Annotated in this window: 24 protein-coding genes; 12 read left to right on the top strand and 12 right to left on the bottom strand. The window is 68.3% G+C overall.

The annotated features are described in order from the left end of the window. Positions 1 to 67: 67 nt before the first annotated feature. Positions 68 to 1,111: a hypothetical protein gene (locus ACMUOO_RS09825; RefSeq protein WP_301920446.1), complete on the bottom strand. Its 1,044-nt coding sequence runs from the start codon at positions 1,109 to 1,111 to the stop codon at positions 68 to 70. A 24-nt stretch (positions 1,112 to 1,135) separates the two neighbouring features. Further along, positions 1,136 to 1,606 (bottom strand): transcription elongation factor GreA, encoded by a 471-nt coding sequence (greA, locus tag ACMUOO_RS09820; protein ID WP_301920447.1) that lies wholly within the window; start codon positions 1,604 to 1,606, stop codon positions 1,136 to 1,138. Between the two features lie 151 nt (positions 1,607 to 1,757). Here greA and ACMUOO_RS09815 point away from each other — a divergent pair, with 151 nt between their 5' ends. From ACMUOO_RS09815 to ACMUOO_RS09800, 4 genes are all read left to right on the top strand, one after another. Then, positions 1,758 to 2,756 carry a phosphatase PAP2 family protein gene (locus tag ACMUOO_RS09815; RefSeq protein WP_301920448.1) on the top strand — a complete coding sequence of 333 codons (999 nt, stop codon included), beginning with the start codon at positions 1,758 to 1,760 and terminating at the stop codon, positions 2,754 to 2,756. Between the two features lie 91 nt (positions 2,757 to 2,847). Continuing rightward, complete coding sequence (locus ACMUOO_RS09810; protein WP_301920449.1) at positions 2,848 to 4,497, top strand: electron transfer flavoprotein-ubiquinone oxidoreductase; 1,650 nt, start codon at positions 2,848 to 2,850, stop codon at positions 4,495 to 4,497. Positions 4,498 to 4,594: 97 nt separating this feature from the next. After that, positions 4,595 to 6,310 (top strand): tetratricopeptide repeat protein, encoded by a 1,716-nt coding sequence (locus ACMUOO_RS09805; RefSeq protein ID WP_413855080.1) that lies wholly within the window; start codon positions 4,595 to 4,597, stop codon positions 6,308 to 6,310. Continuing rightward, positions 6,300 to 7,136, top strand: coding sequence for a 4-(cytidine 5'-diphospho)-2-C-methyl-D-erythritol kinase (locus ACMUOO_RS09800; RefSeq protein ID WP_301920451.1), 837 nt, complete (start codon positions 6,300 to 6,302; stop codon positions 7,134 to 7,136). Before ACMUOO_RS09805 ends, ACMUOO_RS09800 begins: the two co-directional genes overlap by 11 nt. A gap of 3 nt (positions 7,137 to 7,139) precedes the next feature. Here the strand turns inward: ACMUOO_RS09800 and ACMUOO_RS09795 are convergent, their stop codons facing one another. After that, a complete protein-coding gene (locus ACMUOO_RS09795) occupies positions 7,140 to 8,141 on the bottom strand; it encodes a polyprenyl synthetase family protein (RefSeq protein WP_301920452.1) in 1,002 nt (333 codons plus the stop codon). Positions 8,142 to 8,195: 54 nt separating this feature from the next. Here ACMUOO_RS09795 and ACMUOO_RS09790 point away from each other — a divergent pair, with 54 nt between their 5' ends. The 3 genes from ACMUOO_RS09790 (at position 8,196) to ACMUOO_RS09780 (ending at position 9,455) form a co-directional block, all read left to right on the top strand. Further along, the gene (locus ACMUOO_RS09790; RefSeq protein WP_301920453.1) at positions 8,196 to 8,405 is read left to right on the top strand and encodes a DUF2007 domain-containing protein; all 210 of its coding nucleotides are present in this window, start codon (positions 8,196 to 8,198) and stop codon (positions 8,403 to 8,405) included. After that, complete coding sequence (locus ACMUOO_RS09785) at positions 8,406 to 9,170, top strand: tRNA1(Val) (adenine(37)-N6)-methyltransferase (protein WP_301920454.1); 765 nt, start codon at positions 8,406 to 8,408, stop codon at positions 9,168 to 9,170. A gap of 117 nt (positions 9,171 to 9,287) precedes the next feature. Further along, complete coding sequence (locus ACMUOO_RS09780; RefSeq protein WP_291337546.1) at positions 9,288 to 9,455, top strand: YdcH family protein; 168 nt, start codon at positions 9,288 to 9,290, stop codon at positions 9,453 to 9,455. On the opposite strand, the gene ACMUOO_RS09775 is transcribed toward ACMUOO_RS09780, so the two are convergent. The 4 genes from ACMUOO_RS09775 to ACMUOO_RS09760 form a co-directional block, all read right to left on the bottom strand. After that, positions 9,442 to 10,335: a DMT family transporter gene (locus ACMUOO_RS09775; protein ID WP_301920455.1), complete on the bottom strand. Its 894-nt coding sequence runs from the start codon at positions 10,333 to 10,335 to the stop codon at positions 9,442 to 9,444. The genes ACMUOO_RS09780 and ACMUOO_RS09775 overlap by 14 nt on opposite strands. Positions 10,336 to 10,504: 169 nt before the next feature. After that, a complete protein-coding gene (phbB, locus tag ACMUOO_RS09770) occupies positions 10,505 to 11,227 on the bottom strand; it encodes an acetoacetyl-CoA reductase (protein ID WP_301920456.1) in 723 nt (240 codons plus the stop codon). Positions 11,228 to 11,333: 106 nt separating this feature from the next. After that, positions 11,334 to 12,509, bottom strand: a complete 1,176-nt coding sequence (locus ACMUOO_RS09765) for an acetyl-CoA C-acetyltransferase (RefSeq protein ID WP_301920457.1) — start codon at positions 12,507 to 12,509, stop codon at positions 11,334 to 11,336. A gap of 211 nt (positions 12,510 to 12,720) precedes the next feature. Next, on the bottom strand, positions 12,721 to 13,560 hold the full coding sequence (locus ACMUOO_RS09760; protein ID WP_301920458.1) for an EAL domain-containing protein: 840 nt from the start codon (positions 13,558 to 13,560) through the stop codon (positions 12,721 to 12,723). A 100-nt stretch (positions 13,561 to 13,660) separates the two neighbouring features. Here ACMUOO_RS09760 and ACMUOO_RS09755 point away from each other — a divergent pair, with 100 nt between their 5' ends. Then, positions 13,661 to 14,230 (top strand): DNA-3-methyladenine glycosylase I, encoded by a 570-nt coding sequence (locus ACMUOO_RS09755; protein WP_301920459.1) that lies wholly within the window; start codon positions 13,661 to 13,663, stop codon positions 14,228 to 14,230. Positions 14,231 to 14,316: 86 nt separating this feature from the next. On the opposite strand, the gene ACMUOO_RS09750 is transcribed toward ACMUOO_RS09755, so the two are convergent. After that, positions 14,317 to 14,874, bottom strand: a complete 558-nt coding sequence (locus ACMUOO_RS09750; RefSeq protein WP_301920460.1) for a TlpA family protein disulfide reductase — start codon at positions 14,872 to 14,874, stop codon at positions 14,317 to 14,319. Between the two features lie 21 nt (positions 14,875 to 14,895). On the opposite strand from ACMUOO_RS09750, the gene argH reads away from it, so the two are divergent. Both argH and ACMUOO_RS09740 read left to right on the top strand, forming a co-directional pair. Continuing rightward, complete coding sequence (gene argH / locus ACMUOO_RS09745; protein WP_301920461.1) at positions 14,896 to 16,287, top strand: argininosuccinate lyase; 1,392 nt, start codon at positions 14,896 to 14,898, stop codon at positions 16,285 to 16,287. A 148-nt stretch (positions 16,288 to 16,435) separates the two neighbouring features. Then, positions 16,436 to 16,573, top strand: coding sequence for an argininosuccinate lyase (locus ACMUOO_RS09740; protein ID WP_301920462.1), 138 nt, complete (start codon positions 16,436 to 16,438; stop codon positions 16,571 to 16,573). A 20-nt stretch (positions 16,574 to 16,593) separates the two neighbouring features. On the opposite strand, the gene ACMUOO_RS09735 is transcribed toward ACMUOO_RS09740, so the two are convergent. From ACMUOO_RS09735 to ACMUOO_RS09720, 4 genes are read right to left on the bottom strand one after another with little or no spacing between them, the layout of a single operon-like run. Beyond that, entirely contained in the window at positions 16,594 to 17,730 is a 1,137-nt protein-coding gene (locus tag ACMUOO_RS09735; protein ID WP_301920463.1) for an ABC transporter permease, read from the bottom strand. Continuing rightward, the gene (locus ACMUOO_RS09730) at positions 17,727 to 18,653 is read right to left on the bottom strand and encodes an ABC transporter ATP-binding protein (protein WP_301920464.1); all 927 of its coding nucleotides are present in this window, start codon (positions 18,651 to 18,653) and stop codon (positions 17,727 to 17,729) included. The genes ACMUOO_RS09735 and ACMUOO_RS09730 overlap by 4 nt, the downstream gene beginning before the upstream one ends. Beyond that, positions 18,650 to 19,603, bottom strand: coding sequence for an HlyD family secretion protein (locus ACMUOO_RS09725; protein ID WP_301920465.1), 954 nt, complete (start codon positions 19,601 to 19,603; stop codon positions 18,650 to 18,652). Before ACMUOO_RS09725 ends, ACMUOO_RS09730 begins: the two co-directional genes overlap by 4 nt. Next, positions 19,600 to 20,244 (bottom strand): CerR family C-terminal domain-containing protein, encoded by a 645-nt coding sequence (locus ACMUOO_RS09720; protein ID WP_301920466.1) that lies wholly within the window; start codon positions 20,242 to 20,244, stop codon positions 19,600 to 19,602. The genes ACMUOO_RS09725 and ACMUOO_RS09720 overlap by 4 nt, the downstream gene beginning before the upstream one ends. Before the next feature lie 134 nt (positions 20,245 to 20,378). Between ACMUOO_RS09720 and lysA the strand changes: the two genes are divergently transcribed. Beyond that, positions 20,379 to 21,644 carry a diaminopimelate decarboxylase gene (gene lysA, locus ACMUOO_RS09715; RefSeq protein WP_301920467.1) on the top strand — a complete coding sequence of 422 codons (1,266 nt, stop codon included), beginning with the start codon at positions 20,379 to 20,381 and terminating at the stop codon, positions 21,642 to 21,644. Between the two features lie 46 nt (positions 21,645 to 21,690). Further along, positions 21,691 to 23,698: DUF4175 domain-containing protein (locus ACMUOO_RS09710; protein ID WP_413855076.1), on the top strand; the 2,008-nt coding region annotated here is incomplete at its 3' end.

The following is a 23,698-nucleotide window of genomic DNA, read 5'->3' as shown; positions in this document are numbered from 1 at the left end:
GTCCTGATGGTCCAGCAGAGCGCCTCGATCGAACCGACGATGCCGTCGCGCTGAGCCGCGCCGGGCGTCAGTCGAAGATGCCGGTCACGCGGCCGAGCAGCATGAAGGCGCGGGCGGTGCGGGTTTCGGCCAGCGACGCGATCTCCTGATCGGTCGCGTTCTTCTCGAACTCCGCGAAGGTCTTGTCGAAAAGCCGCAGGAAGTGGTGAACGGTGTCGCGGAAGATCGTGTCCTGTCGCATCCGCCCGGCCGTCAGCGCGAGGCTGGAGCGGTCGCGCACCCCGCCGAGCGCTGCAATGGTCTTGCCCCTTTCGCCCTGGGCGAAGCGCCGCCAGATTTCGGGCCGGGCCCGGTCCGGGCGCAGATCGTCCATGTAGATCCCGTCCTGGCTGAGCAGCGTCAGCGCGTCCTGTGCGGCACGGATGAGCTTGGCGAGCCCTCGGTCGTCGAGTGCCCGTCGCAGAGCCCGGAACCCCTCGCGGTCGTTCTCGCTGTCGGGGAAGTTCAAGGCGCGGATGAAGTCGGCGACAGATACCGGCGCGGCCTCGGATTCGGCGGGGGTGCCGAGTGCGAGCGTGGGCTGTTCTTCGGCTGCCGCCGATGCCGCGCCCGGCGGAACGAAGGCGGCCTTGCGGTCGGCCGAGGGCTGGACGGCTTCGGCATCGCGCCGCGAGGTGAACGTGGCGATCGCGGTCTCGGCCTGTTTGGCCGCTGCCGCGATCTCCTCCAGCCGTTTCTCGACCGAGGACTTGGCGAGGCCGCCCTGTGCCTGGGTGACGTAGGCCTGGCGCATAGCGTCGATGGCAGCCTGAAGCCGCTGCGTCTCGTCCTTCATCGCGCGCGCCGTCCTGAGCGTGACGACCGCGATCCAGATCAGCGCGAGTGGAAGGAAGATCGCCACCAGCACCATGACCGTGCCGAGCGACCCGCCCGAGCTGCTGCCATCCCCGGCAAAGAGAAAGAAGCCGCCGACAAGCGCCAGCCAGATCAGGCTGACCACCCCGGCGATGATCTCGGCCGGGCCGACCGCGGTCGCGGAAGAGGACCGGCTGTAGAGGCCGAACCCGATCCGGTCCCCTCCGGCCCCGTCCGACTGCTGCCCGTCCGACATTTCCACCCCTCCGTGCCCCGCCGGTCAGACGTAGCGGATGCTCACGACCTCGTAACTCTTCTCGCCGCCGGGTGTGCGTACCTCGACGCTGTCGCCCGCGTCCTTTCCGATCAGCGCCCGCGCGAGCGGCGAGCGGATGTTCAGAAGACCCCTCTCGATATCCGCCTCGGCCTCGCCGACGATCTGGTACGTACGCTCCTCGTCGCTGTCCTCGTCCACAAGAGTCACGGTCGCGCCGAACTTGATAGCGCCGGACAGTGACGCAGGGTCGATCACCTCGGCGCGGGACAGGATGGATTCCAGTTCCTTGATCCGCCCCTCGACGAAGCTCTGCCGCTCGCGTGCCGCATGGTATTCGGCATTTTCCGACAGGTCGCCATGCTCGCGCGCCTCGGCGATGGCCCGGATCACGGCCGGTCGCTCGACCGACTTCAGCGTCTTCAGTTCCTGGTCCAGCGCGGTGTGTCCCGCGCGGGTCATCGGTATCTTTTCCATCTTCGCCTGTACGAGAAAGGTGGTCGTGAAAATGCCCGGATTATGCGCAACATTAGCTGTAAACCCGGGATATGCCTTGGAAGTCAATAGGCGCGCGGCGGCAGTCGCTGCGCGTCGCTGGATTTGGCCGGGGCGCGGGCGCGGTGACCTAGTGAGACTGTTCTTCCGTATTTGCGTCGTCTATGCCCTGATCTCGCTCGCCGTCATAATGCTCGTGCGCGACGTCGGGTTCGAGTTGCTGTTCGAGGCAGGTCGTGCCACCGTCGAGTTCGCAACTGCGATCCTCTCCGTCGTGAAGTGGACGCTTCCTTTCCTGCTGGTCCTGCCCTTCCTCATCGGACTGCGCGGTCTTGCCGCGAACCTCGGGAATCTTTGCTATGCGCTTGCGGGAAGCAGTCTCCTTCAGGCCACGTTCTCGCTCGTGAAGTCCTCGATTCCGTTCGTCGTTCCCTTCTATGCCGATCCCCCCTTGGCCGCGTTCGACCGCTGGCTTCACGGCGGGGTCGATGCCTGGGTCATCGCCCATCGCTGGGCCGGCCAGATTCCGGTCGCACAGATATTTCCCCTGTATCTGGAGGTCTGGCTATTTCCGGCAGTCGGTTTCGTCGTCTTCCTTGCCCTCGCCGACCGGGATCGGGAGCGACAGATGCGGTTCATCGCCCTCTACTTCACCTGCTGGGTGCTTCTCGGCACAGCCCTGGCGGTCGCCGGCGCGTCGGTCGGGCCGGTGTTCTACGATGCGCTCGTAGGCGGCGACCGGTTCGAGGCGCTGACTGCCGCCCTCGCCGCCTCGCCCATGGCAACCAACAACCTGGCAGACGTGCAGGAATATCTCTGGGCGTCCTACGAGCGTCGCGGAGTTGCCCTAGGCTCTGGCATCTCGGCCTTTCCGAGCGTTCATGTCGCGGTCGCGACGATGGTCGCCCTCTACATGGCGGAACGCCGGTGGTGGCTAGCGCCGCCGGGCGTGGCCTTCGTGGCCGCGATCCTCTTCCTGTCCGTCTATACCGGCTACCATTACGCCGTTGACGGGTATTTCTCGATTCTCGTCGTCGCCGCGATCTGGGCGGCACTGCGCGGGATGCGGCCCGCCGCCTCCGGGATCCGGCCGGTGGGCCTGCGTCCGGATACGGGCGCTGTGGCGTCGTAGCGCCGCCGCGTCGTTGTTGCCTCCTCCCCCCCGGTAAGCTAACGATCTGTCCCGACATGGATGGCGGGACAGAACGGCGAAGGGGGAGCAGATGGCGGACGTGATCAGGGAATCGATGGAATACGATGTCGTGATCGTCGGGGCGGGGCCGGCGGGGCTGTCCGCGGCGATCCGTCTGAAGCAGGCCGACCCTGACCTGAACGTCGTCGTCCTGGAGAAAGGCTCCGAGGTCGGCGCCCACATCCTCTCCGGTGCGGTTCTCGATACCTCGGGCCTCGATGCGCTCCTCCCCGACTGGAGGGAGAAGGGCGCCCCGATCACCGTCGAGGTGAAGCAGGACAACTTCTACATTCTCGGCCCCGCAGGCCAGGTCCGCATCCCCAACTGGCCGATGCCGCCCCTTATGTCCAACCACGGCACGTACATCGTATCGATGGCCAATGTTTGCCGCTGGCTGGCGCAGGAGGCCGAGGCACTGGGGGTGGAGATATTCCCGGGCTTCGCCGCGTCGGAACTTGTCTATGGCGAAAAGGGCGAGGTGAAGGGCGTCGTCGCCGGCGTGATGGGTCTCAACGCCGACGGCACGCCGGGGCCGAACTACGAGCCGGGGATGGAGCTTCTCGGCAAGTATGTGTTGCTGTCGGAAGGCGTGCGCGGTTCTCTCGCCAAGGAGGTGATCGCCCGCTACGAGCTTTCTAAAGGCCACTGCCCGCAGAAGTTCGGCCTCGGCATGAAGGAGATCTGGGAGATCGACCCCGCCAAGCACCGCGAGGGCACGGTGACGCACACGATGGGCTGGCCGCTCGGGCGGAACGCGGGTGGCGGCTCGTTCATCTACCATCTCGAAAACAACCAGGTTTATGTCGGTTTCGTGGTGCACCTGAACTACGAGAACCCGCATCTCTACCCCTACATGGAGTTCCAGCGCTTCAAGCACCACCCGATGGTCGCGGAACTCCTGAAGGGCGGCAAGCGGGTGGCCTATGGCGCCCGCGCCATTTCCGAGGGTGGCTGGCAGTCGATCCCGAAGCTGGTTGCGCCGGGCGTGGCGCTCCTCGGCTGCTCGGCGGGGCTCGTGAACGTGCCGCGTATCAAGGGCAACCACAATGCGATGCTCTCCGGCATCGCCGCGGCCGAGGCGGCTGCGGCAGCGATCAAGGCCGGACGGTCGGGCGACGAACTGGCCGCCTACGAGGCCGACCTGCGATCGGGCCCGATTGCGAAGGACCTCAGGCGGGTGAGGAACGTCAAGCCCATGTGGTCGCGCTGGGGAATGATCCCGAGCCTCGTCTTCGGCGGGCTCGACATGTGGACGAACAACCTCTTCGGGGTTTCGCTCTTCGGCACCCTCAGGCACGGCAAGTCGGACGCGGCGGCGACGGGCGAAGCGGCGAAGTTCCCGAAGATCGACTATCCGAAACCGGATGGCGTGCTGTCTTTCGACCGGCTGACGAACGTCGCCTTCAGCTTCACCAACCACGAGGAAAGCCAGCCCTGCCATCTGCGGCTGAAGGATCCTTCCGTGCCGATCGCGGTGAACCTGCCGAAATACGCCGAACCGGCGCAGCGGTATTGCCCGGCGGGCGTCTACGAGGTGATCGAGGGCGAGGCCGGTCCGCGGTTCCAGATCAACTTCCAGAACTGCGTCCACTGCAAGACCTGCGACATCAAGGATCCCAGCCAGAACATCAACTGGACCACCCCCCAGGGCGGCGACGGGCCGAACTATCCGAACATGTAACATTTCCGGCAGATTCCGCGTGTGCCGGCGTGCGGCGCGGTGCGCCGCATTGCCTTGGCGCCGCACCCGGCTTAGGCTCGTGCGGCCCCAGCGAAGGATGCGCCCCGTGACGACCCGCACGCTCAAGCTTACCCTCCTCATCGGCTTCGGCCTGGCGGCGTCGCTGCCGGCCACGGCCTTCGACGGCGCGTCGGGCCCCTACCTCGCCGGCCGGCTGGCGAGCATGGAATCCGACTATGTGGCGGCGGCCGACTACTACACCCGCGCGCTCGCCTCCGATCCGGGCAATCCGGTGTTGCTGGAGGCCACGATCGTCTCGCAGATCGGCCGGGGCGCGACGGACCGTGCGGTGCCGGTCGCCCGCGCACTCGAGACGCTCGGGACGAAGAGCCAGATCGCCGACCTCGTCGTCCTGACCGATCTTGCGAAGACCGGCGACTTCGCCGGGGCGCTGGCCGAACTCGACAAGGGCCGCAGCGCCGGCGTCCTCGTCGATGGGCTCTTCCGCGCCTGGGCGCTGGTCGGGCAGGGCCAGATGTCCGATGCGACGGTTGCCTTCGACAAGGTGGCCGCGGCGCAAGGCAGCCGGGCCTTCGGACTTTACCACAAGGGCCTCGCGCTCGCCTCGGTGGGCGATTTCGAGGGCGCCGACCGGATCTTCTCCGGCGAGGAGGGAGGGCCCCTTCGCGCGACCCGACGCGGTATCCTCGCCCATGCCGAGATCCTCAGCCAGCTCGAACGCAATCCGGCGGCTGTCGAACTCATCGACAAGACGCTGGGCGAGACGCCCGACCCACTCTTCGCCGCCATCAGGGCCGATCTCGCGGCCGGCAAGCCCCTGGCCTTCGACATGGTGCGCGATGCGACGGACGGCCTGGCCGAGGTCTATTTCACCGTTGCCTCGGCGCTCCAGGGCGAAAGCACCGACATCAACACGCTCGCCTATGCCCGCATGGCCGAATACCTCGCGCCCGAGGACGCCGACGTGCTCTTGCTCGTGGCCGAAATCCTGGAGGCGCAGGGCCAGCATGACCTCGCAACCCAGACCTACGCAAAGATCCCGAGCGAGGATCCGGCCTATGTCGCCGCCGAACTCGGCCGGTCCGACGCGCTGATCGCGGCAGATCGGATCGAGGCGGGGATCGAGGTGCTGGAACAGCTCGCACGAAGCCATCCGGGGCGGGCCGACATCTGGGGTGCGCTCGGCGACATCCTGCGCCGGCAGGAACGCTTCAATGAGGCGGCTGCCGCCTACGACAAGGCCATCGCCACCTTCACCGCCGAGGAGCCGGGGCAATGGGTGCTCTACTACACGCGCGGCATCGCCCACGAACGGACAAGGGATTGGCCCGCGGCCGAGGCGGATTTCCGCAAGGCGCTGGCGCTCAGGCCCGACCAGCCGGCCGTGCTGAACTACCTCGGCTACTCCTATCTCGAGCGGAAGGAGAACTATGACGAGGCGTTGGCCATGATCGAGAAGGCCGTGGCCGAACGCCCTGACGACGGCGCCATCGTCGACAGCCTCGGCTGGGCGCTCTACCGGCTCGGCCGCTATGACGAGGCGGTGGGACACCTCGAGAAGGCGGTCGAACTGATGCCGGTCGACCCGGTCGTGAACGATCATCTCGGCGATATCTACTGGGCCGTCGGCCGCACATTGGAGGCCGAATTCCAGTGGAAGCGGGCGCTTTCGTTCGAGCCCGATACCGAGGCGGAGGCCGCGCGCATCCGTCGCAAGCTGGAGGTCGGGCTTGACGTCGTGTTGAAGGAAGAGGGTGCGGAGCCCCTTGCCGTCACCAAGAATGGCAATTGAGGAAGCGGCAGCGGCGAAGCTGAACCTGGCGCTGCACATCACCGGTCAGCGTGCGGACGGCTATCACCTTCTCGACAGCCTCGTCGTCTTCGCCGGCGTGGCCGACCGGGTCACCGTGGCACCGGCCGCCGCTCTGACGCTCGCCGTCACGGGGTCGGAGGGGGGCGGACTGCCAGCGGGGGAGGACAACCTCGTCCTTCGCGCCGCCCGCGCCTTCAAGTCGGGGCGGGGGGCCGCGGTGACACTGGAAAAGGTCCTGCCCGTCGCCTCAGGCATCGGCGGCGGTTCGGCCGACGCTGCGGCGACGCTTCGGGCGCTGTCGAGTCTCTGGGGCCTTCCCCTGCCGCCGGCCGACAATGTACTGGCGCTCGGCGCCGACGTGCCCGTGTGCCTGGCAGGCCGGCCCGCGCGCATGAGCGGGGTAGGGGAGACGCTGGTGCCGGTTCCGGCCCTTCCGGCGATGGCGGTCGTGCTTGTCAATCCGCGCGTGGAGGTGGCGACGCCCGCGGTGTTCGGTGCGCTCGCCCGCAAATCCAACACGCCGCTGGAACCGCTGCCGCCCGCCTTCGCATCGGCTGCGGCGCTGGCCGGCTGGCTTGCCCATCAGCGCAATGATCTCGAAGCGCCTGCCATCGCGGTGGCGCCGGTCATCGCCGAGGTCCTTGCCGCCATTGCGACGACCTCGCCGCTTGTCACGCGGATGTCGGGCTCGGGCGCGACCTGCTTCGGCCTGTTTGCATCGCTGGAAGACGCGGCGGCAGCCGCGAAGGCGGTTGCCCTTGGCCGGCCGGGCTGGTGGGTGCGTGCGGCGCCGGTTCTCGCCTGAGCCTCAGTTCACCCGCGCGACGACGTAATCGGCGAGGTCGGCGAGCATGTCGCGCAGGTCGTGCGCAGGCAGCGCGGCGAGCGCCCTCTTGGCGCGGTCGGCCCAGCCGCGCGCATCGTTGCGCGTCGATTCCATCGCGCCATGCCGCGCCATGAGCCCCAGCGCCTGGTCGAGGTCGCCCTCGCGCTGGTCGCCCTTCTCGATCACCCGCCGCCAGAAGGCGCGCTCCGCCTCGCCTGCCTTCGCCACGGCCTTGATCACGGGCAGCGTCAGCTTTCGTTCGCGGAAGTCGTCTCCGACATTCTTGCCGATCGCGGCCGTGGTGCCACCATAATCCAGAAGGTCGTCGGCGATCTGGAAGGCGATGCCGAGCGCATCGCCATAGGTGAAGAGGGCCGCCACCTCGCTGTCATCCGCCCCGGCAAGGACGGCGCCGGACTCCGTCGCGGCCGAGAAGAGCGCGGCGGTCTTGCCCCGGACGACCTTGAGGTAGGTATCCTCGTCGGTGCGCAGGTCCTGCGCGGCGGTCAGTTGCAGAACCTCGCCCTCGGCGATTGTGGCCGAGGCGTTCGACAGGATCTCGAGCACGCGCAGCGATCCCGGCTCGACCATCAGCTGGAAGGCGCGGGCAAAGAGGTAATCGCCGACGAGCACGGAGGACTTGTTGTCCCACAGAAGGTTAGCCGTCGGCCGGCCGCGGCGCTGGCGGCTTTCGTCCACCACGTCGTCGTGCAGAAGCGTGGCGGTATGGATGAACTCCACCGTCGCGGCGAGACGGATGTGATGATCGCCTTGATAGCCGCAAAGCCGGGCCGCGGCGAGCGTCAGCATCGGGCGAAGACGCTTGCCGCCCGCCTCGATCAGATGTGCCGTCACCTCGGGAATCCGCGGCGCGTGTTCGGATGCCATCCGCTCGCGGATCAGGGCGTTCACGCGCTCCATGTCCGCGGCCAGATGCGCGCCGAGGCGGTCGTGCGGTTTCTGCGCGGTCTCGTCCAGGCTCATTCCCGTCCCGTGTCACCTCGACAAAGCCAGTGCTTCGTCCTTATGTCCATGATCATGAAAGAGCTTCTGCGCACAACTGACCCGACCACCATCGCTTTCGCCACAGCGCTCCTTGCCGGTGAGGGTATAGCGGCGTTTGAGATGGACGTCCACATGAGCGTGCTCGAAGGTTCCCTTGGCATTTTGCCGCGTCGCATCATGGTTCGCGACGCTGACCTGTTCCTCGCGCGAGCCATCCTGAGGGACAACGGGGTCGAGGTCTGAATGTTCACTGGGGACGAGATCACCACGGATGCGTTCCTCGGCGGGCGCCTTGCGATCGCCCAGCCGCGTGCGGGCTATCGCGCCGCAGCCGATCCGGTGCTGCTTGCCGCCGCCGTCCCGGCGCGGGCAGGGCAGGAGGTTCTGGAACTTGGCTGCGGCGCGGGGGTGGCGAGTCTCTGCCTCGGCCATCGGGTGCCGGGCCTGCAGCTTTTCGGGCTGGAGTTGCAGCCCGCCTATGCCGCCCTCGCCCGCAGGAACGCGGCGGCGAACGGTCAGGCATTCGAGGTGCACGAGGGCGACCTCGCGGCGATGCCCGCCGCGCTGAAGGCGCGGGACTTCGACCATGTCATCGCCAACCCTCCCTTTTTCGGCGCGGGCACCGGGACGCCGGCGCGCGATTCCGGCCGCGAGACGGCGCAGCGGGAGGCGACGCCGCTCGCCGCCTGGATCGGGGCGGGCCTGCGGCGGCTCCGGCCCGGCGGCTGGCTGACGCTGATCCAGACGGCCGAACGCCTGCCCGAGATGCTCGGGGCGCTCGGACCCCGCGCCGGCAGCATTACCGTCCTTCCGGTCGTTCCCCGCACGGGCCGCCCGGCCGGCCGCATCATCATGTTGGCGCGCAAGGGCGGGCGCGCGCCCTTCCGGCTGCTGTCTCCCTTCGTTCTGCACGAGGGCGCCGAGCATCTGCGTGACGGTGACGACTACAGCCCGGCCGCCCGCGCCGTGCTGCGCGAGGGCGGCGCCCTTCCGGGCCTCGCGCCTTAACGATCCGGCAAGGAATCGCGCCCCATCCTGACCCGGCGCGGTGCGGCATTCTTCCGCGTGACACGACTCATCGAATGTGATGGGATTGTGACAGGTTTCACAGGAGAGGAGACGACGATGTCGCTTGGTTCGCACCTGCAGGAACTTCGCAAGAAGCACCAGGTTCTTTCGGAAGCCGTTGAAGAGGCGCAGCGCCACCCCGGCTACGACGATCTGGCCATCGCCGACATGAAGAAACAGAAACTCCGCATCAAGGAAGAGATCGCGCGCCTCAGCCAGGCGTGACTTCCCCGCTCCCGCGGGCGATCCGGCGACCTGCATAGGCGGCGAGCGTTGCGCCCCCGGTGATCAGGGTCGCGGCGAGGGCGAGCTTGAGGCTTGCCGTCGCCGAACCCGCGATGACGAGCGCCAGCGTGGAAAGAAGCGGAGCGGCATAGGAGGCCGTCCCGAGAAGCTGGATGTCGCCGCGCTTCACACCCACATCCCAGGTGAAGAAGGCGAGCCCGACCGGGCCGAGCCCCAGTCCGAGCGTCGCCAGCCACCCAGCGGGGCCGGTGGGCCAGGCCGTCACCTCGAGCGCGAGGTGCGCGGGCACCGACAGGATCGCCGTCATCAGGCAAAAGACCGTGACGGCGGCGGTCGGCACGGCGCCCATGCGCCGCGACAGGATCGAATAGCCCGACCAGGTCAGCGCACAGAGCAGGGCGAGCCCGTAGCCCGGCAGCGCCGCCCTGTCCGGGCTGCCGATCCCTTCGGCGATGAGCAGACCGGCCCCCGCAAAGGCCATGACCGCGCCCGCCACATGGCCTGCTCCGAGCCGCTCGCCCGGCAGGAATCCCGAAAGTAGCACGATGAGCAGCGGCCAGAGATAGGCGATGAGGCTCGCCTCGGCGGCGGGCGCAAGGCGCAGCGCCGAGAAGTAGAAGAGGTGATAGCCGAAGAGCCCCGCCGTGCCGAAGGCATAGACCTTCCAGGACACGGCGCGAAGCCGGCCGAGCCCGCCCGTGGAAAGCGTCCAGACCAGCCCGACGAGACCCCCGAGCGTGAAGCAGATGGCATTGAGCTGCAAGGGCGGCACCGGCGCCGTCCGCACCGTCAGGAGCGCGAGCAGCGCCCACATCAGGACGGCGGTGAAGCCCACGGCCGTGGCGCGCGCGCGGCTCATGACGGCACCCCGACTGCCGCGCGATCCTTCCTGGAACGTTCCGTCTGCATCAGTCCCGCCCTGCGCCTACGCGCCAGGAGAAGCCGCGATTTGCGGCGTCGCGTCAAGGGCGGACAAACGAAAGGGGCCGGCCGCCGCGGCCGACCCCCTGTCCTGCGCGTGGCGCGCGTCAGGCGAAGAACTGCGCGCCGTTTGCCGAGATGGTCGAGCCGTTGATGAACTGCGCGTCATCCGAGGCAAGGAAGGCCACGCAGCGCGCGATCTCCGCGGGTTCGCCCAGCCGCCCCGCGGGGATCTGCGCGATGATCGCCTCGCGGACCTTCTCGGGGACGGCCATCACCATCTCGGTGGCGATATAGCCCGGGCAGATGGCGTTGGCGGTGATCCCGGCGCGCGCACCCTCCTGCGCCAGGCTGCGCACGATGCCGATGTCGCCCGCCTTGGTGGCGGCATAGTTGACCTGGCCGAACTGGCCCTTCTGGCCGTTCACCGACGAAATCACGATGACCCGGCCGAACTTGCGCTCACGCATCCCCGGCCAAACAGGGTGCACGGTGTTGAAGACGCCCGTGAGGTTGGTGTCGATGACCTGGTGCCACTGTTCGGGGGTCATCTTGTGGAACGGCGCGTCGCGGGTGATGCCGGCGTTGGCGACCACGACCTCGATCGGGCCAAGGTCGGCCTCGACCTGCGCGACGCCGGCCTTCGAGGCGTCGTAGTCGGCCACGTTCCACTTGTAAGTCTTGATGCCGGTTTCCTTGGTGAAGGCGGCCGCCGCCTCGTCGTTGCCGGCATAGTTGGCGGCAACCTTGTAGCCGGCGCTCTTAAGGGCGACGGAGATCGCCGCGCCGATGCCGCGGGATCCGCCGGTGACCAATGCTACTCTCGACATGATTCCTCCTCTCGGGCTGGGTCCTTGAAATCCTGTTATCGAAACGAGAATCCGGGCGCAACATTATTGCGCCCGGATTTGTGCATTTGCAGAAAGATTGCGCGGATCAGGCTCGCTCGAGGCACATGGCCACGCCCATGCCGCCGCCGATGCAGAGCGTGGCGAGGCCCTTCTTCGCGCCCGACCGCCGCATCTCGAAGAGAAGCGTGTTGAGGATGCGGGCGCCCGACGCGCCGATCGGGTGGCCGATGGCGATGGCGCCCCCGTTCACGTTCACCTTCGCCGTGTCCCAGCCCATGTCCTTGTTGACGGCGCAGGCCTGGGCGGCGAAGGCCTCGTTCGCCTCGATCAGGTCGAGGTCCGTCGCCTTCCAGCCGGCCTTTTCCAGCGCCTTGCGGCTGGCATGGATCGGGCCCACACCCATGATCGCCGGGTCGAGACCCGCCGTAGCGTATGAGGCGATCCGCGCCAGCGGGCTCAGCCCGCGCCGGGCGGCCTCGGCCTCGGTCATCAGGAGGACTGCCGCGGCGCCGTCGTTGAGCCCGCTCGCGTTGCCGGCGGTGACCGTGCCCTCCTTCGAGAAAGCAGGCTTCAGCTTCTGCATGCTGTCGAGCGTCGCGCCGTGGCGGATGTATTCGTCGGCGTCCACCACCACGTCGCCCTTGCGGGTCTTCACCGTGAACGGGATGATCTCGTCCTTGAACTTGCCGGCCTTCTGCGCCGCCTCGGCCTTGTTCTGGCTTGCAAGGGCGAACTGGTCCTGCATCTCGCGGCTGATCTGCCACTTCTCGGCGACGTTCTCGGCGGTCGTGCCCATGTGGTAGCCGTTGAACGCATCCCAGAGACCGTCCTTGATCATCGAGTCGATGAACTTCATGTCGCCCATCTTCTGGCCCGCGCGCAGGTGCGCGACATGCGGCGACAGCGACATGCTCTCCTGCCCGCCGGCGCAGACGATCGCCGCATCGCCGAGCTGGATGTGCTGCGCGGCGAGCGCGACGGACCGGAGGCCGGAGCCGCAGACCTGGTTGATCGACCAGGCGGCACTTTCCTGCGGAAGGCCGGCATTGATATGCGCCTGGCGGGCAGGGTTCTGTCCCTGACCGGCGGTCAGAACCTGGCCAAGGATCGTCTCGCTCACCTCGGCCTTGTCGATGCCCGCCCGGGCGACCACCGCCTGCAGCGCCGCTGCGCCCAGCTCGTGTGCCGGCGTATTGGCGAAGGCGCCGTTGAAACTCCCGACCGCGGTGCGGGCGGCCGATACGATGACGACATTGGTCATGGGCTGTCCTCCTCAGGGCGCGCCGATGCGCACCGAACGCGCGCCGGGTGCCCGGACCGGGCCCCCGCGCCGCCATGCAGCATGCGCATCGCTGCGGAAGCGTCAAGCGCCGTGAGCGGTCACACCGCGAGCCGCGACCGAATATTCTGCGGCTGCACCGAGCAGCCTGCCGCCGGATCGCGCCGGTGGAATGGCCGCGCCAAGGCCGCCCTCAGGCCCGCATTCGCACCTTGGCCATCTGCCACGGCGGTGTGGCGGTCGGGGCGCCGAAGTAGTAGCCCTGCATGCACTCGATCCCTGCCTCGGTCAGCCAGGCCGCGTCGGCGGCGTTCTCGACCGATTCGGCGACGGTGAACATGTCGAATTGCCGCGCGATCGACAGCAGCGCGTTCGTCAGGCACTGGTTGTCCGGATTGCCCGCGATGCCCCGAATGAACTGTCCGTCGATCTTCAGGATGTCGAAATAGAACTCCCGCAGGTACCGGAACGAGGTAAAGCCCGCCCCGAAATCGTCGAGCGCGAAGGAAATTCCTTCTGCCTGCAGATCGGCCATGAAGACGGAGACCGCATCGGGCATGATCATCGCCGAGCTTTCGGTGATCTCCAGGATCAGCCGCTCTGCCACGGTCGGGTCGCCCTTGATCCCGCGCCGGAGGACCTGCATCCAGCGCGGATAAGCGATGGAGCGGGCCGACATGTTGATGGCGAGCCGCAGGCCGGGGTCGGTCTTCAACGCCTTGAGTCCGAGGTCTAGCGACAGGCAGTCCACCGCGCGGCCAAGCTCCGACGTCTCGATCGCCGAGATGAAGTCGCGCGCCGGGATGATCCGCCCGGTCTCGTCCAGGAGCCTGATGAGGCCCTCGTGGAAGGCCACCCGGTCCTGGCGGGCGGCTGTGACAATCGGCTGGTAGGCGAGGAAGACCTCGCGCCGAGCCACCGCGCGGGACACCATGGCGACGGTGTCGCGGTCGCGCAGGCCGAGCGCCGCGCTCAGGGGGCTGTCCTGTCCGGGTTCGCGCGCGACCTTCCCGAACTTTCCGCCGTCTCGCATCGCCTTTCTCCTCGCAGTCGCTGCCGAGATTGGCCAGAAGGGGATAAGAAGTCGTAAACGCTTGCGGCAACTCGCGGGCATTTCCGGGGGAGGCGATCCGATGGGCGAACGTTGTGGCTGGTGCGGCACCGATCCGCTCTATGTCGCCTATCACGACAGCGAGTGGGGTGTGCCCGAACGCGATCCCCGCGCGCTGTGGGAAAAGCTAATTCTCGACGGCTTCCAGGCCGGGCTCGCTTGGATCACGATCCTCAGAAAGCGCAACAGCTTCCGCGCCGCCTTCGAGGGCTTCGAGCCCGCGGTCATCGCCCGCTGGGGAGAGCCCGAGGTGGCGCGGCTTCTCGCCGATCCCGGCATCGTCCGATCCCGCGCCAAGATCGAGGCGACGATAGGCAATGCCCGCGCCTACCTCGCGATTTCCGAACGCATGGGCTTCGACAGCTTTCTCTGGCGACACCTCGACGGCAAGCCGCTGCAGAACCGCTTCCGCGCGATGTCCGAGGTGCCGGCGCAGACGTCCCTCTCGGAACGCCTCGCCGGAGACCTCAAGGCCGAGGGTTTCCGCTTCACCGGTCCCACGATCGTCTATGCCTTCATGCAGGCCACCGGCATGGTCAACGATCACCTCGTGACCTGCCCCGCGCATGACCGCTGCGCGGTGCTCGGCTGAGCCCCGTCGTCGTTGCAATGGCTGCGGCGGCCAGGGGGTGAAACCCCCGGCCGATTGCGCGAGGCAGAGCCGCCTGCCGAAACCTGCTAGTCCGCGGCCAGAAGCGCCGCAACGATCGCCCGTGCGCTTTCGCCATCCCATTCCGCGTCGCCCGTCATCCGCGCGATCTCGCGGCCCTCGGGGTCGAGGATGACCGTCACAGGCAGGCCGAGCACGCCCATCTCGCGCGCGAGCGCCTGCTCCTTGTCGAGATAGAGCGGCAGCGATTCCACCCTCGTTTCCTCGAAGAGGCGGATGATCGCGGGAATGGTGTTGCGCCCCGTGGCGATGGTGGCGACGGTGAACCGCTCGCCGCCGAATTCCCGGTTGAGACGGTCGAGCGCGGGAAGCTCCTTGCGGCAGGGCGCGCACCATGTCGCCCAGAAGTTCACCGCGACGTACTTGCCCCGGAATTCCGACAGGCGCCGTTCATTGCCGCTGTCATCGCGGAATGCCGTATCGGGCGCGGCCACGGGTTCGGCGTGGACCACTAGCTTCAGCATCGAGCCTTCGCGCAGCGCCTCGAGCGCCGTCGTCCCCGGCGTGGCGGCGTTTGCACCGAGCGCGAGGCCCGTGTAGAGGACGGCGGAGAGAAGAAGACGCATGAAGCCTCCGGGGGCGCGACGATGACGGACAGAACCCAGAATGCGATGTGGGGCGGGCGCTTCGCCGCCGGGCCGGACGCGATCATGGAGGCGATCAACGCCTCGATCGGGTTCGACAGACGGCTTTACGCCCAGGACATCGCCGGGTCCCGTGCCCACGCGGCGATGCTCGCCGAACGAGGCATCATAAGCGATAGCGACGCCGCAGCCATTCGGGAAGGCCTGCTCACGGTCTTGTCAGAAATCGAGGGCGGAAACTTCGCGTTCTCCACCGCGCTCGAGGATATCCACATGAACGTGGAGGCGCGGCTGAAGGAAGTCATCGGCGAACCGGCAGGCCGGCTTCACACCGCGCGCAGCCGCAACGACCAGGTGGCGACCGATTTCCGCCTCTGGGTCCGCGACCAGTGCGACGCGGCAGTCGGGGGGCTGGCGGCGCTGAAGAAGGCGCTTCTTGCGCAGGCCGAAGCCGGGGCGGACTGGGTGATGCCGGGCTTCACCCATCTGCAGACTGCCCAGCCGGTGACCTGGGGCCATCACATGATGGCCTATGTGGAGATGTTTGCCCGTGACGCCGGCCGCTTTCGCGACGCCCGCGCGCGCATGAACGAATGCCCGCTCGGCGCCGCCGCGCTCGCCGGAACCTCCTTCCCGATCGACCGGCACATGACGGCGACGGCGCTCGGCTTCGACCGGCCGATGGCCAACTCGCTCGACGCGGTCAGCGACCGCGACTTCGCGCTCGAATTCCTTTCGGCGGCGGCGATCTGCGCGGTGCATCTCAGCCGTTTCGCCGAAGAGCTGGTGATCTGGTCCTCGGCCCAGTTCCGCTTCGTCGCGCTCTCCGACCGCTTCTCCACCGGCTCCTCGATCATGCCCCAGAAGAAGAACCCGGACGCGGCGGAGCTGATCCGCGCCAAGATCGGCCGCATCCTCGGCGCGACCGTCGCGCTCTTCACGGTGATGAAGGGCCTGCCGCTCGCCTATTCCAAGGACATGCAGGAGGACAAGGAACAGGTCTTCGACGCCGCCGACACGCTCATGCTGGCGCTCGCCGCGATGGAGGGGATGGTGCGCGACATGACCGCGACCCGCGAAAACCTCGAACGCGCTGCCGCCTCCGGCTTCTCGACCGCGACGGACCTCGCCGACTGGCTGGTGCGCAGCCTAGGACTTCCCTTCCGCGAGGCGCATCATGTCACGGGCTCGCTGGTGGCTCTGGCCGAGAAGCGGGGCTGCGACCTGCCCGACCTGACGCTCCATGAGATGAATTCGGTTCATGGGGGCATCACGCAGGAGGTTTATTCCGTTCTCGGCGTCCACAACTCGGTAGCCTCGCGGCAAAGCTACGGCGGCACTTCGCCCGATCAGGTGCGCGCCCAGATCGCGCGCTGGAAGCAGAGGCTCGGGTGAGGGGCGCGGCGATCGTCGGGCTCTGTCTGCTGGTCGCCGCCTGTTCCCAGCCGCGCGCCCACGCGGCCTTGCGGCTGACCCCCGATGGCGTCAGGGTGACGCCATCGATTTCGACCTCGATTGCCGGTGTCGGCGTTTCGGTGAGCCAATGACACGTGTTCTTAAGGCCCTTGGACTTCTCGCGATCCTCGCCTCCTGCGGCGCCGACGGTGCGCCGACCCCACCCGCCGAATCGGGTCTGACGGTTTCCGGCCAGGTCAAGGTCGGCGTGAGCGGAAGTCTCTGACCAATGCGGGGCGTGCCGGCTCAGTCGAGGGTTCGGCGGAACCGCAGGAGCGCCAGCGTCGCGAAGGCCAGGACGAAGAGGACAAGCGCCGCCATCGGCTGTGCGACGCCGGCGTAGTCCGAACCCTTCAGCATGACGGCGCGGATCAGCCGCAGGAAATGGGTAAGCGGGAACACCTCGCCCAGGACCTGCGCCCAGCCGGGCATGCCCCGGTAGGGGAACATGAACCCGGAGAGCAGGAGCGAGGGCAGGAAGAAGAAGAACGTGAGCTGCATCGCCTGCATCTGGGTGCGCGCCGCGGTTGAGATGAGGTAGCCGAGGATCACCAGCGCCGCGACGAAGACGAAGACGCCGGCTAGGAGGAGTGGGAGCGCGCCGACGAAGGGCACACCGAAGATGAGTTTCGCCGCGACGAGCACGACGACGACCTGCACCGCGCCGACCCCCAGATAGGGCAGGACCTTGCCGAGCATGATCTCCACTGGCGTCGCGGGCATGGAAAGCAGATTCTCCATCGTGCCCCTCTCGATCTCGCGCGTCAGCGCCATCGAGGTCATCATCACCATGGTCATCTGGAGGATCACACCAAGCAGGCCCGGGACGATGTTGTACTGGGTGATGCCTTCGGGATTGTAGCGTTTGTGCACCGTGACCTGAAGTTGCGAGGCTGCCGCTGCGGCTGCCTCGGCCTCGGTGCCGCGCTCGCGCAGGAGCGCGTCGGCGGCCACCGTGCCGAGGGTGGAAATGGCGCCCGAGGCGACAGAGGGGTCGGTGGCGTCCGCCTCGATCAGGATTTCGGGCCGGTCGCCGCGTTCCACCCGCCGACCGAAGTCCGAGGGAACAGTGACGACGAAGGAGACGTCACCCCGCGTGATCAGGCTCTCGGCCTCCGCCGCCGAGGCTGCGGGGTGGGTGAAGCGGTAATAGCCGGTAAGCTCCAGCGCCGAGACGATGGCGCGCGTGAAGCGATCCTGCGTCGGCGCGACGAGAGCCGCGGGGAGGTGCTTTGGGTCGGAGTTGATCGCGAAGCCGAAGAGCACGAGCTGGAGGAGCGGGATTCCCAGCATCATCGCGAAGGTGACGCGATCACGCCGCATCTGGATCACCTCCTTGGTGAGCATCGCGGCGAGACGGCGGAGGGACAGGAGCCGGTTCATGCCCGCGTGTCCTCCGCGCTGCCCATGAGCTGGATGAACACGTCTTCGAGGCTCGTCTCGGCGGGCTTCAACCGGCACCCGGTCTCCGCAGCCACTTTCGCGGCGGAGGTCCGCAGGGCGTCCGCATCTCGGCCGACGACATGCAGCGTGGCGCCGAAGGGCGCGACCTGATCGACGCCCGGCGCGCCCTTGAGGAGCGTCGCGGCGCGCGCCGTCGCCGCGCCTTCGAGGATGAAGGTCGCAAGCCCGGCATCGCGCACCACCTCGGCCACCGTGCCCTGTGCCACAAGCCGACCGTAGGAAATGTAGTTGATCCTGTGGCAGCGTTCGGCCTCGTCCATGTAGTGGGTCGAGACGAGCACCGTCAGCCCGCCGTCGGCGAGCCGGTGGATCTCGTCCCAGAAGTCGCGCCGCGCCTTGGGGTCCACCCCCGCCGTAGGCTCGTCCAGCATCAGGAGCTTCGGCTCGTGCATGATCGCGGCGGCAAGCGCGAGCCGCTGCTTCCATCCGCCCGAAAGCGCCCCGGCGAGCTGGTGCCGCCGCGCCGTTAGCCCGAGGCCGGCGAGCGTGTCGGCGACATGTTTGCGCGCCGGGCGAAGTCCATAGAGGCCGGCGACGAAACTCAGGTTCTCGGCGATTGTCAGGTCCTCGTAGAAGGAAAAGCGCTGGGTCATGTAGCCGACCTCGCGCTTGATCGCGCGGCCCTCCGTCAGGATGTCGTGGCCGAGCACCCGGCCCTCGCCCGCGTCGGGTGTGAGCAGGCCGCACATCATGCGGATCGTCGTTGTCTTGCCCGACCCGTTGGGGCCGAGAAAGCCGGCGATCTCTCCCTTGGCGACCGTGAGCGACACGTCGTCGACGGCGCGCTGGCCGCGGAAGCTCTTCACCAGCCCCCGGACCGCGATGGCGGGCTCCGCCGTCATCCACCGGAGCCCGGCAGGACGACATCGACGATCTGCCCCGGCTTCAGGCCAGGTGCGTCCTCGGGCCGGGCCTCGATCAGGTAGACGAGCTTCTGGCGGTTCTCGAGCGAGTAGATGACGGGCGGCGTGAATTCCGGCGCATCGGCGACATAGGTGACGGTGGCGGTAAGGCCCTCGGCACAGCCGTCGCAGCGGACGGAGAGCCGGCTTCCCTGCGTCACTGCCGCGACGTTCGTCTGGGGCACGTAGAGGCGCAGCTTCACCCCGCCGTCGGGCAACAGCGACAGCACCGGCGCCGAGGGTCCCGCGAGTTCGCCTGCCGAGCGGATGACGTCCTCGATCGTTCCGGCGGAGGGCGCGGTCAGGCGGCGCTGGTCCAGGTTCCATTCCGCCTTCTCGCGGGCGGCCCGCGCCCCGGCGACCGCCGCTTCCGCGGCGGCGATCTCCTGCGGCCGCGCCGGCAGGCGGGCGACGGCGAGGCTCGCTTCGGCCTCGGCCACCTTCGCATGGGCGACGGTGGCGGCAGTGGCCGCGTCGTCGGCCTGAGTCGTTGTCGCGGCGCCGCGCCCCGCGAGGCTGAGGAGCCGGGCCGCGGCCCGGTCGGCCTCCTCCGCCTGGGCGTGCGCCGAAGCGAGCGTCGCCTCGATCACCCGGATCTCCTCGGGGCGGCGGCCCTCGCGGAGGTTGGCAAGCTGGCTTTCGGCCTGCGCCAACGCGGCCTCAGCCTCGGCAAGAGCGATATCGGCGTCCCGCCGCTCCATCTCCACCAGGATTGCGCCGTTTTCGACGCGGTCGCCGCGGGCGACCGCGAGCCGGCCGATCTGCGCGGTGGCGACCGGGGCGATGAGCACATACTCGCCCTCCACGTAGCCCGTGGCGAAGGGAACCGGGGGCGCGCAGGCGGTGAAGAGCGCCGAGACAAGGGGCAGGGTGCAGACAAGGCCGGTCATGATCGGCGTTCCCGTTCGAGAAGGGAGTGGAGGTTGGCGGCGAGGAGGTCGGCGATCTCCCCGGCCTCGGCCGGTCCGAGCGTATCCCAGCCCATCCGGCGGGTGACGACGGGTCGGCCGACGCGAAAGTAGAGAAGCTGGCCGATGAGGCTGAAGACCAGCAGCCGCGTGCGCGGGCTTTCCGCCTCCTGTCCGGTGGCGACGGCCCAGAGGGTGCACAACCGCCGGTGCACCGGCTCGATCATGGCGCCATAGACCAGGTCGAAGATCGCCCCGCCTTCGCCGACCTCGCGCAGCATGAAAGGTACAAGCGGGGCGGCCACGGGCGAAGTGGTGACAAATGCACACATCGAACGCAGTGTCGCCTCCATCTCTGCAACCGCCGCCTGGGGCGCTTCCGGAACGGGGGCGGTGTGGTTGCCGAGGACGGTGCCCATGCGGCGGATCACCTCCACCCCGCAGGCGCGCCTCAGCCCCTCCTTGCCGCCGAAGTGATAGGCGATGGAGGCGACATTGGTCCGCGCCGCGGCCGCGATCTCGCGTGTCGAGGTCGCGGCGAAGCCCTTCTTGCCGAAGAGCCGCAGGCCCGAGGCAATGAGGTCGGCGGCGGTGCCTTCGGGCGCCTTTGGCTGATCGGTCATGGTTGCAATCCTGAGTCGCGCACGATTTTAATCAAACGATTGATCAAAATCAATCCACTCGCGTCCGCTTTCCAGCGCGCCCGCGATGCACTACACCGACGCCGATCCTTCGACCCCCAGCAAGGCCCCGCGACATGGACCATTTCCTCTACCGCAACGGCGTCCTTCATGCCGAGGATGTGGCGATCCCGGACATCGCTGCGGCGGTGGGCACCCCCTTCTACGTCTATTCGACGGCCACCCTGACGCGGCACTTCCGGCTGTTCGAGGAGGCGCTCGCCGGGCTGCCCCACCTCGTCTGCTTTGCGATGAAGTCGAACGGCAACGTCGCCGTGGTGAAAACCCTGGGCGATCTCGGCGCCGGCATCGACGTGGTGTCGGTGGGCGAATACCTGAAGGCGAGGACGGCGGGCGTTCCGGGTTCGCGGATCGTCTTTTCCGGCGTGGGCAAGAGCCGCGAGGAGATGCGCACCGCGCTTGAAGGCGGCATCCGCCAGTTCAACGTGGAAAGCGAGCCCGAGATGCGGGCGCTGAACGAGGTGGCGTTGTCGCTGGGCCTGCGCGCGCCGATCGCCATCCGGGTCAACCCGGATGTGGACGCGAAGACCCACGAGAAGATCGCCACCGGCAAGAAGGAAAACAAGTTCGGCATCCCGATCGGACGGGCGAGCGAGGTCTATGCCGAAGCGGCGGCCCTGCCCGGACTCGACGTCGTGGGGATCGACGTCCACATCGGCTCGCAACTGACCGACCTCCAGCCGTTCGAGGCGGCTTATGCAAAGGTCGCCGACCTCACCCGTCAGCTTCGAGCGGAAGGGCACGACATCCGCCGGCTCGACCTCGGCGGCGGGCTCGGAATCCCTTACGAACGCACCAACGCCGCCCCGCCGCTGCCGCTCGACTACGGCGCGGTCATCAAGCGGACCGTGGGCGACCTCGGCTGCGAGATCGAGATCGAGCCGGGGCGGCTGATCTCCGGCAACGCGGGGCTTCTGGTGGCGCAGGTGATCTATGTGAAGTCGGGAGAGGAGCGCGACTTCCTCATCCTCGATGCTGCGATGAACGACCTCGTCCGCCCCTCGATGTACGGCGCGCACCATGACATCGTCCCGGTGATCGAGTCCGCGCCGGGAGTGGAGCCGCACCCCTACGACATCGTCGGCCCGGTCTGCGAAACCGGCGACACCTTCGCCAGGCAGCGCCCGCTTTCCCCGGTGGGGGAGGGCGATCTGGTGGCGTTCCGGTCGGCCGGGGCCTACGGCGCGGTGATGGCATCGGAATACAACGCCCGCCCCCTCGTTCCCGAGGTGCTGGTGCATGGGCATCAATTCGCCGTCATTCGCGCCCGCCCCACCTATGACGAGATGATAAACCGCGATAGCATCCCGTCGTGGCTCTGACGCGCAATCCCGTGCGAGGGGCCGGAACCGGAGGCCCGCGGCCCGCGTGACCAGGATCAAGGCCCTTCCGCATGAGGCGCTGAGGCGTCTCAGGTGGCCGCTGCGGCTTACGCGGGCGGGCATGGCGGCCGAGCGGATCACGCGGGGATTCTGGCCGGTCTGGACCATCCTCTTCGGCCTCATCGCCGTCCTTGCCTTCGGCGTGCAGGACTGGCTTGCGCTGGAAGCCTTATGGGTCGGCGGGGTTGTCGCGCTCCTGGGGCTTCTCTGGGCGTTTGCGCGCGGTATCCGCCGGTTCCGCTGGCCGACCGAGGCCGAGGCGCTCGACCGGCTCGACCGCACGTTGCCGGGCCGGCCGATCACGGCCCTGACCGACAGTCTCGCGATGGGCGGCGGCGATGCCGGCACGGCTTCGGTCTGGCGCGCGCATGTCGCGCGCATGGCCGACCGCGCCCGCACCGCGCGCGCGCCGGCACCGGACTTGCGCATCGCCGGGCGCGACCGCTTCGCCCTGCGCTACGCGGGCCTCACCGCCTTCGTCATGGCTGTGCTCTTCGGCTCGCTCTGGCGCGTCGCGGAAGCGCCTGGCCTTGTCGGACCGGGCACCACAGCCAATGCCGCCGCCGGCCCGACTTGGGAGGGCTGGGTGGAACCCCCGGCCTATACCGGCCGCCCGAGCCTCTACCTCAACACCCTGCCCGAGGGCCCGCTGGAATTGCCCGAGGGAAGCCGGATCACCCTGCGTCTCTATGGCGCCGCCGACTCGATCTCGGTGAGCGAGAGCCTCTCCGGGCAGCCTCCCGCGCCAGCGGCCGATCCGGGCTCTCCGGTCGATCCTGCCGCTGTCCGCGCCGTGGAGTTCGAAGCGATCCGGTCCGGCCGCCTGACGATCGGCGGCGACGGCGGGCGGGAGTGGCAGGTGACGGTGCTGCCCGACGCAGCCCCGATGGTCGTCATCACGGGCGAGATCATGCGCGAGGCCGACGGCACCATGTCGCAGCCCTTCACGGCGACGGACGACTACGCGGTGTCGGCCGGACGCGCGATCATCGAGCTTGACCTTGCCGCCGCCGACCGCCGCTACGGCCTCGCCCCCGATCCCGAGAAGCGTGACGCGCTGATCTACGACCTGCCGATGCCGATCACCGGCAACCGTGCCGATTTCGCCGAGGCGCTGGTCGAGGACGCCTCCAAGCATCCTTGGGCCAACCTGCCGGTGAAGATGACCTTCGAGGTGACCGATGGCCGCGACCAGACCGGCAAGAGCGACACGGTGAACCTGTCCCTGCCGGGCCGGCGATTCTTCGACCCGGTAGCCTCCGCGCTGATCGAACTCCGCCGCGACCTCCTCTGGACCCGCGACAACGGCGCCCGCGTCAGCCAGGTCCTGCACGCGCTGACCCACCGGCCGGAAGGGCTTGTCCGCAACGAACGCGCCTACCTCATGCTGTCGGTCGCAATCCGCAGGCTGGACGCCGCGCTGGCGCAGGGACCCCTCTCGCACGCCATGCGCGACGAGGCGGCCGAGGCGCTCTGGTCGATCGCGGAACTGATCGAGGATGGCGGGCTCGCCAACGCGCTCGAACGGATGCAGCAGGCGCAGGAACGGCTGTCGGAGGCGATCCGCAACGGCGCTTCGCCGGAAGAGATACAGAAGCTGATGGACGAACTGCGCCAGGCGACCGACGACTACATCCGCCAGCTGGCCGAGAACATGGAGCGGCAGGGGGCGGACGAGCCCGGCCAGCAGGCCGATGCCGGCCAGCAGATCACCGGCGACCAGCTTCAGCAGATGATGGACGAGATCCAGCGCCTGATGGAGGAGGGCCGGATGGCCGAGGCGCAGGAACTTCTGGACCAGCTCAGCCGCATGATGGAGAACCTGCGCGTCACCGAGGGCCAGCCCGGCCAGAACGGCCAGCAGGGCCCCGGCGCTCAGGCCATGGAGAACCTGCGCCAGACCCTGCGCGAGCAGCAGGGCCTGTCGGACGAGGCGTTCCGCGATCTTCAGCAGGGCCGGCCCGGAGGGCAGCAGGAAGGCACGGAGGGTCAGC

The sequence above is a fragment of the Albidovulum sp. genome, from assembly GCF_041919395.1.
Classification (GTDB): domain Bacteria; phylum Pseudomonadota; class Alphaproteobacteria; order Rhodobacterales; family Rhodobacteraceae; genus Albidovulum.
This window is presented reverse-complemented; position numbering and strand designations above follow the sequence as displayed.